The 13,019-nt window shown below is 44.6% G+C and carries 15 protein-coding genes and 1 tRNA gene; 3 read left to right on the top strand and 13 right to left on the bottom strand.

Annotation, left to right across the window (positions count from 1 at the left end):
- Positions 1–86: 86 nt before the first annotated feature.
- From CCC17_RS08590 to CCC17_RS08530, 13 genes are all read right to left on the bottom strand, one after another.
- On the bottom strand, positions 87–1,517 hold the full coding sequence (locus tag CCC17_RS08590) for a DUF6382 domain-containing protein (protein ID WP_287082934.1): 1,431 nt from the start codon (positions 1,515–1,517) through the stop codon (positions 87–89).
- A gap of 1 nt (position 1,518) precedes the next feature.
- Positions 1,519–1,950 carry a TadE family protein gene (locus tag CCC17_RS08585; protein ID WP_021652838.1) on the bottom strand — a complete coding sequence of 144 codons (432 nt, stop codon included), beginning with the start codon at positions 1,948–1,950 and terminating at the stop codon, positions 1,519–1,521.
- Positions 1,947–2,363, bottom strand: a complete 417-nt coding sequence (locus tag CCC17_RS08580) for a prepilin peptidase (protein ID WP_173761354.1) — start codon at positions 2,361–2,363, stop codon at positions 1,947–1,949. The genes CCC17_RS08585 and CCC17_RS08580 overlap by 4 nt, the downstream gene beginning before the upstream one ends.
- A gap of 11 nt (positions 2,364–2,374) precedes the next feature.
- Positions 2,375–2,974 (bottom strand): hypothetical protein, encoded by a 600-nt coding sequence (locus CCC17_RS08575; RefSeq protein ID WP_287082932.1) that lies wholly within the window; start codon positions 2,972–2,974, stop codon positions 2,375–2,377.
- A 195-nt stretch (positions 2,975–3,169) separates the two neighbouring features.
- Positions 3,170–4,663, bottom strand: coding sequence for a DUF5702 domain-containing protein (locus tag CCC17_RS08570; protein WP_278796093.1), 1,494 nt, complete (start codon positions 4,661–4,663; stop codon positions 3,170–3,172).
- Positions 4,664–4,722: 59 nt separating this feature from the next.
- Positions 4,723–4,893 (bottom strand): Flp1 family type IVb pilin, encoded by a 171-nt coding sequence (locus CCC17_RS08565; RefSeq protein WP_044962312.1) that lies wholly within the window; start codon positions 4,891–4,893, stop codon positions 4,723–4,725.
- A 44-nt stretch (positions 4,894–4,937) separates the two neighbouring features.
- Positions 4,938–5,963: a type II secretion system F family protein gene (locus CCC17_RS08560; RefSeq protein WP_021652833.1), complete on the bottom strand. Its 1,026-nt coding sequence runs from the start codon at positions 5,961–5,963 to the stop codon at positions 4,938–4,940.
- 9 nt (positions 5,964–5,972) lie between these two features.
- A complete protein-coding gene (locus CCC17_RS08555) occupies positions 5,973–6,755 on the bottom strand; it encodes a type II secretion system F family protein (protein WP_287082931.1) in 783 nt (260 codons plus the stop codon).
- Positions 6,752–7,942 carry a CpaF family protein gene (locus CCC17_RS08550; RefSeq protein ID WP_092071684.1) on the bottom strand — a complete coding sequence of 397 codons (1,191 nt, stop codon included), beginning with the start codon at positions 7,940–7,942 and terminating at the stop codon, positions 6,752–6,754. The genes CCC17_RS08555 and CCC17_RS08550 overlap by 4 nt, the downstream gene beginning before the upstream one ends.
- Positions 7,939–8,952: a hypothetical protein gene (locus tag CCC17_RS08545; protein ID WP_021652830.1), complete on the bottom strand. Its 1,014-nt coding sequence runs from the start codon at positions 8,950–8,952 to the stop codon at positions 7,939–7,941. Before CCC17_RS08545 ends, CCC17_RS08550 begins: the two co-directional genes overlap by 4 nt.
- On the bottom strand, positions 8,949–9,461 hold the full coding sequence (locus CCC17_RS08540; RefSeq protein WP_022427135.1) for a prepilin peptidase: 513 nt from the start codon (positions 9,459–9,461) through the stop codon (positions 8,949–8,951). Before CCC17_RS08540 ends, CCC17_RS08545 begins: the two co-directional genes overlap by 4 nt.
- Before the next feature lie 235 nt (positions 9,462–9,696).
- Positions 9,697–10,851 carry an N-acetylglucosamine-6-phosphate deacetylase gene (gene nagA / locus CCC17_RS08535; protein WP_173741083.1) on the bottom strand — a complete coding sequence of 385 codons (1,155 nt, stop codon included), beginning with the start codon at positions 10,849–10,851 and terminating at the stop codon, positions 9,697–9,699.
- Between the two features lie 79 nt (positions 10,852–10,930).
- Positions 10,931–11,002: transfer RNA gene (locus tag CCC17_RS08530), tRNA-Glu, on the bottom strand.
- A 271-nt stretch (positions 11,003–11,273) separates the two neighbouring features.
- Between CCC17_RS08530 and CCC17_RS08525 the strand changes: the two genes are divergently transcribed.
- The 3 genes from CCC17_RS08525 to CCC17_RS08515 all read left to right on the top strand — a co-directional run bounded on the left by CCC17_RS08525 (position 11,274) and on the right by CCC17_RS08515 (position 12,997).
- Entirely contained in the window at positions 11,274–11,900 is a 627-nt protein-coding gene (locus CCC17_RS08525; RefSeq protein WP_021652827.1) for an SGNH/GDSL hydrolase family protein, read from the top strand.
- A gap of 4 nt (positions 11,901–11,904) precedes the next feature.
- Positions 11,905–12,669 carry a GNAT family N-acetyltransferase gene (locus tag CCC17_RS08520; RefSeq protein ID WP_015525590.1) on the top strand — a complete coding sequence of 255 codons (765 nt, stop codon included), beginning with the start codon at positions 11,905–11,907 and terminating at the stop codon, positions 12,667–12,669.
- 127 nt (positions 12,670–12,796) lie between these two features.
- Positions 12,797–12,997 (top strand): hypothetical protein, encoded by a 201-nt coding sequence (locus CCC17_RS08515; protein WP_021652824.1) that lies wholly within the window; start codon positions 12,797–12,799, stop codon positions 12,995–12,997.
- The last annotated feature ends 22 nt before the right edge of the window (positions 12,998–13,019 follow it).

Here is a 13,019-nt window from a genome sequence, read left to right as displayed (position 1 = left end):
TTATTTCATTATTTTAACAGATTTTCATCAGGCGGACAACCTACGGTCCCATATTAGTACGATACAAAACTGGATTTTTCGCTCTGTTATTTCAAAAAAATATAACGGGCCTGTGCAAAATCAACTTCATCCTCATCCTCCAGCAAATAATCTTCTCCTGTTTTCAGAAGCTGTCCATTTACAGAAGTCCCATTTCTGGAGTTCAGATCTGCCAGATAATATGCCCCCTCCCTTTTTCGGATCTTGGCATGGATCCTGCTGACAGTTGGTATATTGATCACTGCATCCGCCGCAGTTTCCAGTTTTCCGATCACTGTGATATCTTTTTCCAAATAAATGGTAGCCAATTCCCCCGGTTCCCGGCTTACTAATGTAGCAGGACCTTTGGATGCACCTGCCGAAAGAACTACTGTTTCACCAAATCCATCTGAAAAATCTTCCGCTTTTGTCGGGATATTTTTGTTGATCTTTTCCAGTTCTTTTCTGCTGTCACCGACATTGCTCTCTGACAGCGTACCAGATTCTTTCTGATCTTCAGAATATACAGCTGCCTCTTTTTCCGCCGCACCATATTTCTGCTCAGGCACCGGCGTATCCAGTTTTTTCTTTTTTCTACAGACTTTTTTGATCAGAATATAGCTCAGCATCCCCAGTATCATTGCTGCAAGAATTCCCAGAAGAAAAATTTCTTTACTTATTCTTGGAATATATCCGCCGGCCATTCCTGCCGTAATTCCCAGAAGAAGCGCCAATGCTGCACCAAATCCAGCCACTGGCTTCCATATTTTGTTTGTTTTCCGCTTCTGTGAGTCCGCTGAAGATTTTTTCTGTTTTTCATTTCCAGACACACTGGCTCTTTCCCAGCCTTCCACCTGCCACAGATCCTCTGCTTTTTCCTCCTCTGTCATCCTGTTTTCTTCCTGGAGCACTGTTTTCTTTTTTTCATATGGAGAAAAATCTTCCTCGTCGCTGTTACATATTTTATATAACTCTTCCTTGATGTATTCCAGATGAAAGCTGTCCTCCAGTGCACGTCTGTATACATTATATCCCAACATGACCGCTTTTCCGTCTTCATGATCCAGCTTTGGAAGGATATACTCCGCAAGACTCTGAAACTGTTTCTGTATTTCCCCATGAAATCCCGGAAGATAACAAAATCGGACACTTTTTCTTTCCGCATCCAGATAGATATATTCCGGTTCCAGGATCAGCTGACAGGGATTCAAAAGATACTCGGACATTTCTTCCATGATCTGTATAAAGCCTCCCAGTATCACCTGAAGCGACTCCAGATCCATCTTTTTTTCCTCAAAAAGTGCAGTCATGGAATGCCTGGAAGTTATATCATAATACACCATGAATTTTCCGTCGATTCCCTGTATCCGACACTGAAGAAGATCAGGCACAGCATTGGCCACGATCATCCTTACCTGGTAAGAATCTGTATCGATTCTCTCATCTCCTGTCAGGATCAGATAATTATGATTCATATCTCTTTTATATTCCGTTCTCATTTTATGGCGTCACCTCTCCCAGCATATCCACAGTTCCTTTTACCTTGCGGATCCATCCCACAGGCCGCAGAGGCTTTGCCTTACCACTGACTTCCAGCTTCCATTTCTGCCCCAGGAACCCGGCAGGTACTTCCAGTCTGTAAGTTACTTTCACAGTTTTTCCTGCATTTGTCTGCATGCTCAGATTCTCTCCTCCCGGCAGCCCGATATCTCCCAGCATTCTACCCTGTATATCCGCCTTTTCATATATGTTCCCTTTCTTTTTATATCCTTCCATACTGCCGCTGACTGCTGCCTCATAAGCTGCCGCAGTGAGATATGCTCTGTCATGTACAAAAAAATCCAGATACAGCACTCCGATCAGTATCATAAGCACCAGAGGCATGAGCAATGCAGCTTCTATTGTAAAGCTTCCCTTTTTTATTTTTCTCACAAAAATATCCCTCCCAAATATCCGATCAGCAGAAACGGTACAAAAGGAATTTCCTCACTTCGACTCTTTTTTAGCATAAGATACTCAATGCCTGAGTAGATTCCGCACAACAATAATGCACCACAGAGGATCCCTGCCAGTTCTCCGGCTCCCAGCACAGAGCCCATTGTCAGTATCAGCAATCCGTCTCCAAATCCGACCATTCCTCCACTGATCAAAGCGATCAAAATTATAAATACTCCGATTCCCATGGAAATAATCCCTGCCGGCCAGAGAAGCCCCTGCCTGATCCGCCACAGGATCCCGCCTGCCAGAAATATAAAAAGCACCGGTAAACAGATTTCTTTTTTTCGGATATCTGTCCAGGTATTAATTACAAGAAGTACAGTCATGCAAATTTTTACACTGCTCATGATCTCTCCCTTCAGCCACATCGTCCGCAGGCACTCATTTCACCGGAAACCTCTGTTTCTTTCACCATCCGTACAGATCGTTTCAATGCGCTGCAGCTTTCCCTGTTATGAAAACGGTTACTCTTTTTTGTGATATATACCACTCCGGCCGGTTCCTGCCCACGACTGCACAGCTCACAGGCCTGATACTTTTCTCCATATGCATTTTTTAAAGCTTTAACCGAAGAGCCTGATATCTGCTGAACAGACAGATTCAGATAACTGCACCCCAGTTTTCTGTGATACACACTTCCTGATTCTGTCACATACACCATAGGCTGGCTCTCCACTGTATCCTTTCCATTTTCGTATATCACACCATTCCACGTATGAACCTTTACCGTATTATGGAACCATATTTTAGGAAGCGGGATCAGACCGCCTATGGGCTGATAGGAATATAAGTCCGGCAATGTGATCGTTTCTGTACCTGAACCGCCAGCACCATACGCATACATACCTGCTTCCTTTGCTTTCTGGCACAAGCCGGTCAGATGCTCCGTCTGTACCTTGTAAATATCCATAAAAGAAAGCAGCGTGAGCACTCCGAAAAAAAACAGCGGCAAAGCCATCGCAGTCTCCAGGGTGAGACTTGCTTTTTTCAGAAAGGTGCACAGGGATACTTTTCCAGAAAGCGTTTTCCGGCTTATCGGGGAAAGCAGGAAAAAAGCTCTTCGAGAGCGCCTTTCTCTTTTTTGATCCAGTCTGTTTATCTGATTTTTATCTTCTTTTTCTTTCTGAAAAAGCATCCCTGTACACCTCTCTTTCTATTCATACGCATACTGACGTGTAACTGTAAATATTTTCCGTCTGTTTGCTTTTACATCTGCAGACGCTTCCAGGGCAGTGATGCAGTGATCCATCTGAAAACCCGGTCTTTTTCCCTTTTCACGTACAGAGCACTCGATCATGTCCATTCCTCTCAGAACTTTATCCTGTTTTCCTTTCGCCATAAGCAGAACCTGAAGATAATCCTCATAAGACATTCCATTCCCTGCATCCTTTCTTGAAGAATCCAGTTTGTCCAGGATATTGGGCAGATTACTCAAAGACAGCTGCCAGTCTGAGGAGTTTTTTATAAGAGGTACATGTCCTCCTGCAAAAAGTTCCCGGACATCCAGAATACTCTCCGCAAATGCCCAGCAAAAAATCAGTGCCGCTTCGATCACTGCTGCCGCCGGTGGGATCAGAAAACCTGATGCAATCGCCAGCGCCAGTGTTTCGACCTGTATCCGTTTTCCACCATCTGAAAGCAGATACGCCATGTTAACCCCCTGACGGATCACCAGAAGTTTTCCTGCCACGGACTTCAGATTTTCCCGATCACTGTTCTTCCCTCCAAGAATATATTCCACCTGATAATTCAACCCCGCCGCTGCCGGTCTTCGATAATTTCCCAGTTTCTTTAGCAGATACTGTCCAAACAATATTCCGGACGTATACGAATTATCGGATCGTATATCCGTATCCAACATTAGTCCTGTCTGGAGTTTTCTTCCGGATGTAAGGCTTTTTCTGTCTGTAACCGCATCCGATATTCCCCGTTCGGATGGTACTACCAGATCAAGAAGTCCCATTTTACGGACTCTTCTGATGATCGGAATAGGATTTTCCACGCTTTCATCAACACCGCCGGTAAAATCATCCCCATTTCCTGCATCCGAAAAATCTCCCTGGTTTTTTTGTTGTTCCTGTTCTTTTTTGGCTTCTTCGCTCTTCTGCGCGGCGTCCGTAATAGCAGAATCATAGGAATCCAACGTTCCTTTATTTTCTGCCTGTTCTCCTTTTTTCTCTGCATCCTCTGTCTTCTTTTCCTGATCCTTCAGTTTTCCGAGAAGAGTCTGTACCCCCTGGCTTCCCAGAGTTTCACGCATATACTGAACAGCCTGCTGGTAAAAAATCTCGCCTTTTCCGTCGCTCAGAAGCTGATAACCATTGAATCCGCCCTGGAGAAGCTCCAGTTTCTGACTGTTCTGTTTCAATACAGGTTTCATATAAGTCTGAAAATCATCATATACAGAAGCCATATCCAGTTCTTCTTTTCCACCTGCATACAGTGCAAACAGCTCATAATCTTCCAAAAGCGTTCGGTCATACTGTCCAAATAAGGAATATAAGCCAATATCCATACTGTTAAGTATCTGTGTCCTGGCAGCTGCCATGCGTACAGATTCAATGCTGGCACACACAAGAGAAAGAACCAGGCTCAAGATCAGAGCCAGAAAGATCGTAATGCTGCCTTTTTTCACATTTCCTGCCAAGGGGTACCTCTCCTTTCCAAAACGAAAATATCAGCAGATATCACCGTTTTTTCTTATTTTCAGATCGTATTGCTTTGTTTTGTGATTTTTGTAAGGATTTTTTTAACAAGTGCTGTAAGCTGTTCCTTAAAGATGATGACCAGACTGATCAGAACCACCAGAATCAGGATGATCTCCACAACACCCACCGCATCCTCTTCCATCGCAAATTCTTTTACATACTTCCACATATTTTCATTTGTCACCTCACATTTCCTTTCTCTGTTCTCCAGTCCTACCCTCCGTAAAAGGAAAGGCATGCCGGCAGCATGATCACCGCCATCACCACCAGGAGCATCAAGACCATCGGAAGAAGCAGTTTTGTTGCTGCTGTATCTCCCAGCACTCTTGCTTTTCTTTTTCGCTCCTCCCAGGCTTCCACGGATTCCTTTTCCAGCAGATCGGCCAGATACCTGCTTCCTTTCTGGAGGTTCTGGATCAGTAGTGTTGACAGAGTTTTATACTTTACCTGTCCGCACCGTTCTCCAAATCTCCGGTAAGCCTCTGCTTCGGAAATCCCACTGTCCATCTCATAACAGGCTACTCGGATTTCTTCGTAAGCCTCACGTTTTTTACCATCTTCTCTCTTTCCGTAATCCAGTGCTATTTTCTGGAACGCTTTTCTGGCAGTTAAGCCTGCCTGCACCAGAAGGGTAAATTTCATGATCAGTCCTGGGTAATCCATCAGCATCTGTTCTCTTCTTTTTATCTGAGCATTCTGTTCTTCCCGTTTTTTTGCAATGACAGCTGCTGCCGCTGCTGCCAGACCAAGAGCTGAAAGCAGGTTTCCTGTTTTGTCTTTTGGCTGCTCCCATTCAAGATGTTTTCCATTCCATTCATCTGGAAGATAATAGTACTGCGGATCGTTTTTTTTCTGATTATATTGTACGATCATGTCCTGCAGCTCTTTCTCGCGCTGCTGTTCTTCGCTAAGTTCTGTTTCCGGTTCTTCTTCGGATCCTTCTGTTTCTTTTTCCGGCACCTGCACATACAGGGAACCGGCTTCTTCTCCGTCTACAGATACTTTGAATTTCTCTTCATAAGCACCTGTCTCCTCTTTTTCCATACGGTATCCGGATGAATAAACCTTATCTCCGCCACTTTGAAATGTCAGGAGCATACCGATGATATTTCCGGTAAGCGCTATCCGTATAAACAGTTTCTTTTCTTCCGGATTTCCGGCTTCCGGAGGCAGCCGCCCCATTTTTCCTGCCAGAAACACCCCAAGGATCACCATAAATATCAAAATATGTATCCACATTATCCTCACCTACACTTCTATGTCTACAATCTTCACACCCAGCCAGTAAGACAAGCCATAGATCACCATGCAAACTGTCATGGTACAGATTCCGAAAGGATTCCCATAAAGTACATCCAAAAATCCCGGCGAAGTCAGTTTCAGATAGCAGATGATACCGGCCGGCATGATACTCATAACCATCTGTTCCGATTTCTTTGCGGCCAGCGTTGCCTCGATCTCTTTTTTTACCTCAATCTTATCACTAAGCATTCTGGCTACTTTCTGGATCACCTGCGTCATATCCCCGCCTGTTCTTTTTGCTGTATAAAATACTGCTGCAAAATTTTCAATATCTTCCACTCCGCTGCGTTTTCCCAGATCCAGGAACAGCTCTTCCACCGGAACACTCAGACGCAGCTGGCTTTCGATATACCGAAATTCATCCAGGATATCACTTCCCTTTTCATAAAGTCTCCCCAGATCCTTTACACTGGCACGCACCGCATTCTCCGCGGAATAGCCGGCCTGTACCGCCACATTCATGGCCGTCAGAGCATCCCGGAACTGGTAATTCAGCTCCCTCTGCTGCCGTGCAGTGCATTTTTTCCTCTGCATTTTCAGAAAAAGCACTGGTATTGGAAGCATAAACAGCAACACAGGAAGGCTCTGATAAAACAGATAGTCGGCTGCAGCGCATACGGCAGCTCCCTCCAGAAGATACTTTGCAGTCTCCTTCCCCGTAAAATGATACATCCTGTAATCTTTCCTCGTAGATCTCCATTTCTGATTCTTTCCTTTCCGCTCTTTCATAGTCTGATTCCTGCCCGTTTCATTTTTTCACAATGCAAAAGTTCTCCGGTTTTTACAAGTCCCTTTCCTTCTTCCCAGCGATACAGCGGCCTGGTCTGGATCTCTCCGTTTTCAAATCCACATACTTCTGTGATTTCCAGCAGCTTTCTGCTTTTATCCCGCATACGCCCGAGATGTACCAGAATGTCTACCCCGGAAGCGATCTGCCTTCGGATTGCTTCCAGGGGAAGATCGATCCCCATCAATGTCATCGTTTCAATTCTGGAAAGCATATCCTGACTGCTGTTTGCATGAAGTGTTGAAAGGCTTCCATCATGTCCCGTATTCAGGCTCTGCAGCATATCCACTGCCTCTCCTCCACGGACTTCCCCTACAATTATCCTATCCGGTCTCATTCGAAGGGCTGACCGGATCAGATCTCGGATCGTTACTGACACCGCGCCCGCCATATTGGCCATTTTTGCCTCCAGACATACCAGGTTATCAATTCCCCGGATCTTAAGCTCCGCATTATCTTCAATGGTGATCAGGCGCTCATCTTTTGGAATATATTCTGTAACAGCTCCAAGGAATGTTGTTTTTCCACTGCCTGTACCTCCACCGATCACAATAGAATATCTTGCCTGAACAAGTTTTTTTAAAAACTGTGCACATTCTTCGGTGATGCTTCCAAAAGCGATCAGTTTTTCCATTGTGATAGGATCATCCGGAAAACGACGGATCGTCAGGATCGGACCATTCAGAGCAACCGGATAAACCACTGCATTCACACGTGCTCCGTTTTCCAGCCTTGCATCTACAATAGGCATGGACTCGTTGACAACCCGGTTACAGCGCCCTACGATCTGCTGGATCACATCCTCCAGCTTCTCTTCTGACGTGAAGACCTTATTCCATCTGGTCAGTTTTCCTCCACGTTCCACAAAAATATGATCCGGACCATTTACCATGATCTCCGTAACACTTTCATCATCGATCAGTTCCTGCAGAACATCCAGCTTGCGCACAGAACAGAACAGCTCCTGTCTGAGCTCTACTTTCTCCTTCAGTGAAAGAAACAGTTCCCTTGCCTGAGTTAATATCAGTTCATCGATCACCCCCAGGATTTCATCATCGGACAGCTCTCTGGAAACATCCAGCTGTTCCATGAGCAGATCATACATTTCCCGGAATTTTTCTCTGTTCATGACCGCTCCTTTCTCAAAAGTTCACGGATATAATCTCCCAGTTCACTCCAGACCAGCTGTTCTACGTAAGCGTCAGAAGAGATCCTATCCATATGAAAGGGCAGATGCACCTTTTCTGTTTTTTCCAGGATCTTTTCTTTATTCCAGATACGCAGAAGATTTTCGAATTGTGTCACCTTACAGACAGAAAGTGTGTCATTCAAAACCGGCATATAGATTTTTCTGCACATTTCCAGAAGCCGGAAATCCTCATCTCCATTTTCTCCCATATCCAGGATCAGCACTTCATAGGAACTGTGAAGTACGATCTCCTGCAACAGCCGCTCCCAGTCTTCCCAGTCCACGGTCCGGATATCTGAAGGTGTTCTTACAGGCGGTATAAAATCCAGATTGTTTACTGTCTGGATCATTCCGTTCATTCTATGGATCAGGTTTTCATTTCCCTGGCGAACATAATAAAACAGATCACTCAGATTAGCCGGAAATTTTTTCCCAAGAAGTTCTTCAAAACCAGAATAGGATTCCAGATTCAGATAAAGAACGGCACGTTCTTTCGCCAGTATCTGTCCCAGCGCAAGTGCAAAGGATGTCTTCAGACATCTGCCAAGAGGAGAAAAAACACCGATGATCTCCATTGTCTTTTTCAACACAGGAAAAGTTACCGGATCAAGAGACTTCTCTTCTCCATAGCAGGCCATCACCTCCCTTATCACATCTGAGGAAGATTGATATTTATACACACTTGAATACTGATCCAGTTCCGGAGGATGCACACCCTCTGAAAGAATGATGATCTTTCCGATACCAAGGTCACGGACTTCTTTTCTCATTGCTTTATCGGAAATCAGCAGCAACTCAATATGATTTTCTTTTCCGTAGGCAATGAGACTTTCCGCCGTGGTAAATGCCTGGATCTCAAACGGAAGATTCTTTTTCTGGTTCAGATAATCCATAAAATTGAAAGCATAATCCACCTCCAGATCACAGACTGCAAATATGTTTTTCTTCAATACACACCTCCTGCATAAAGCACCGCACTCAAAAATATGGGTACCGTAAAATGAAAGTTCTCCGGAAAGCTCATCCCCTTTCTGTAATAAGGACGTATCTCACCGGTACAGTAAAACTCATTCATATACTGATATAAATAAAGGAATCGTCGGCGGATACCGCCTGTAGAAATAAGAATTGCCAGAGAAATGCCTGCACCTGCAAGCAGAGAATAAACAATACATTCCATAACTGTCCGCGGCCCCATGATCCCGCCAAGTGCGCACAGAAGCTTGATATCTCCGGCGCCGATCATATGGAATATAAAAAGGATTCCCAAAAGAAGCACCGGCACGGCCACTCCTGCCAAAAAGATCACTCCACCTTTCAGCCCGTTTTCTGTAATCTGGATCAGGAAACCGATCATAAAAGAAAAAAGGATCCATCCATTGTCTACAGATGCATCTTTAAGATCCATCCAGACCGCCATCGCAGATATCACCACGGATAATTCTCCATAAAGAAACATACACGCCCCCTTTCCTTCTTAAAATATATGTTTATTCGGTTATGATAAAAATGGAATTTCCCGCCTGACCTGGCGGTGATCGATACCAGAAGATCTCTGGTGAAATTAATTATAGAATTTCAGGAGCATTTTGTCCAGCATTTTCGTTCGACAAATTCTGACACGAATTTTGCTGTCATCTGCTCCTGAAATTCTTTTTATCTTTTTATTTTTTATCGTTTTATCTTCTATGATCCTATCGAATCTTTACTCCGTCCTTGATCACTGCTTTCAGTTCCAGATCCTGATCCAGCAGTACCACATGAGCTTTTTTACCTGCTTCCAGAGATCCGTACTGTTCTTCCACACCAAGGCTTCTGGCCGGATTTATAGTCGCGCAGGCCACGGCTGTTTCCAGCGGAAGATCCATCTTTTTAACAACTGTACGCATACAATCCATCAGATTTGTGGCAGATCCTGCGATCGCACCGTCAGATACCAGCGTGGCAAGTCTTCCCACAACCTTAACATCCAGTCCGCCCAGTGTATACTGGCCGTCCGGCATACCGGTAGCTCTCATACTGTCGCTGATCAGGATCATCCTGTCAGCTCCCATCATCTGAAAGGTAGCTCGAACAACAGACGGATGGATATGGATCCCGTCACAGATGATCTCTGCCATAACATCCTTATTATCAAAAACAGCCCCTACGACACCTGGTGCACGATGCGTAAACGCAGGCATTGCGTTATACAGATGGACTGCATGGTTTGCTCCTGCTCTGCATGCTTCCATTGCTGTATCGTAATCTGCATTGGTATGTGCCAGAGAAACATTGACCCTTTCATGAACTTCCCGGATAAATTCTGCTGCATGCTCACTTTCTTCAGGTGCAATCCCTATAAATTTTACCAGACCTTCCGAGGCCTTTAAAAAACGGTCACAGATTTCCACATTACATGGCAGGATATTTCTCGCGTCCTGTGCCCCTTTTTTTGCCGGGCTGATAAAAGGCCCTTCCATATTGATCCCCAGAAAATCCGCCTTACGGCAGTCCTTTGTTTCTTTTTTATATTCTGCTGCTGTATGGAGGATCTGCTCCAGTTCCTCTACCGGTAAAGTCATAGTAGCCGGTGCAATCGCTGTAACTCCTACCGATGCCTCATATTCCGCGATTCTTCCGATCGCAGCCTTGTCTCCATCGCAGAAATCATCTCCCTTGCATCCATGAAAATGCAGATCGATCAGTCCCGGAATGGCGTAGCAGCCTTTTCCGTCCAGAACATCCCCGTTAAGCTGCGGCGCATCCTTTTCTTCATAAACCTGTCGGATCTTATCCCCATCCAGGATAATCCCGCCTTTTACAAATGCTTTGTCCGGTGTAAAAACATACACATTATCAATGATCATAGTAAAACCTCCCAAAATCCCCATTTGTGATCATAAACAAAAAAGCAACCAGAAACATGTTCTGATTGCTTTCAGTTAATAGCCAGTACGGGAATCGAACCCGTGTTTCCGCCGTGAGAGGGCGGCGTCTTAGCCCCTTGACCAACTGGCCATATTCTTTTGTTTCTGTCGTTTGATTTCGTTTTTTGTTGTTTCCCTCAACCGACTTCGTTAGTATATAACACTTTCTTTCAAAATGCAAGTACTTTTTTTAATTTTTTAAAAAAATTTTCATGTTTTTCACGTTTATTCGTTTTTTACCCATTTTCCGGTATTTCGTACTCTTGACCACTGCTGGTGTAAGTGCTACTATCAAAGCACCAATACGAAAATAATCGACTGCGGATAATGATCCGCCCGGTATAACAGAAAGAAGGAATTGGATGACTCGCATTTTGTGTCTCGGAGACAGTATCACAGATTGCGGACGGCTTTTCTCCGCAGATCCTCTTGGAAAAGGATATGTGAAGCAGCTCTCCTGTCTGCTTCATAACACAGATCACCGATTTTCCATTGAAAACAGAGGTATTGATGGTTTCACCCTGGAACGGCTTCTTCAGAACACAGATTTCTGGCTGGAAAGCTCTGATCCGGATATTGTTACCGTCCTGATCGGGATCAATGATGTGGGGATCATGATGAACACCCGCCGTTCATCTGCACAACAGCAGGATCTGATGAACAAATTTGTCACCCGTTATGAGCTCCTTGCAAAAAAGCTATCCTGCACAAACTCCCGGAAACGAAAGCTCTATTTCCTGGAACCCTTTGTTTTTCCATGGCCACGCTGCTACGCTTCCTGGGCTCCCCTTCTTTCACAGATGTCCGTGCATATTAAAAAGATCAGTCAGGATCATGGCGCCGTTTTTCTCCCGCTGCAGAACGATCTGGATCAGGAAGCTGCACGGTCCGGGCCTGCATCAATAACTTCTGACGGTATCCATCTCACACCACAGGGGCATCAGATCCTGGCAGATAAACTTTATAAATTGATCATATCAGAAAGGTAATACTATGGAAACAACGATCAAAAAAATCGAAGATATGTCACTGAACGCATGGCCTTCCCATAAAATGGAACTTTATGACGGATGGATCTTACGTTTTTCTTATTTCTATACGCACAGGACCAACAGTGTGGAACAGTTCGGAACCTCCACACTTCCATGGCGCGAAAAAATCCCCTACTGCGAACAGGTCTATAAGCGTCTGGGAACTCCTGCGATCTTTAAGATCAGCCCCCTTGTATCCCCGGATTTTGACTATATGCTGGAAAACAGGGGCTATTCCGTTCAGCACATAACAAATGTTATGACTGTAGACCTGGACAATGCCGTTCTGGATGCGTCTGTCACCGATGTGCTTTTTTCCAATGAAATTCCTGATTTCTGGATCCACAGCCTTTTTGACTTGAAAAGAACTACAAATCCGATCCATCGAAGCGTCGTTCCTTCCATGTACCGTGCCATTCTTAAGGAAACTGTCTGCGCTTCCATAACAAAAAACGGCGAGATCATTGCCACAGGTCTTGGAATCCTGGATCGCGACTACATCGGTATCTATGCCATTCATGTGCGTGAAGATTATCGCCGCAGAGGATATGCCCGTCAGATCTGTACCGGTCTTCTCAATGAGGGCAAAAAAAGAGGCGCCAGCCACGCTTATCTTCAGGTGGTAAAAAACAATACTTCCGCAGAAAAGCTTTACAGCTCTCTTGGATTTCAGTATTCCTATACCTACTGGTTCCGTGTTCAGCCTGTAGGAACACGTTTTCAGTAAATGCATGGATTTTCCGTAAATCCCTGTAGAAATCAAAAAATCTTTTTGCTATAATACCCTTAATATGTATAAAATCTTTCCTGCCTTCATATACTGATCCTTATCAATCAATAAGGAGACTGATCCGATGAACGATCCGCAGGAAAAAAACACCCAAAATCCCTATCATATTTATTACGATAATTATCTGGATACCAATGCCTGTACTGAATGCACGGGTCTGATCAACCATGGAATCGACAGCCGTGAGCAATGGGATTCTTTCCGCCAGATCTTTGACTTTATACCGGCGTCGGAAACCCATGATCTTACAGATAAACAGGACTGACCGTTATCCCGGGTCGGAGGAC

The sequence above is a fragment of the Blautia sp. LMAG:36 genome (assembly GCF_008680535.1).
Taxonomy (GTDB): domain Bacteria; phylum Bacillota; class Clostridia; order Lachnospirales; family Lachnospiraceae; genus Blautia_A; species Blautia_A fusiformis.
Note: the sequence above shows the minus strand (reverse complement) of the source record. Positions and strands in the feature narration are given on the sequence as shown.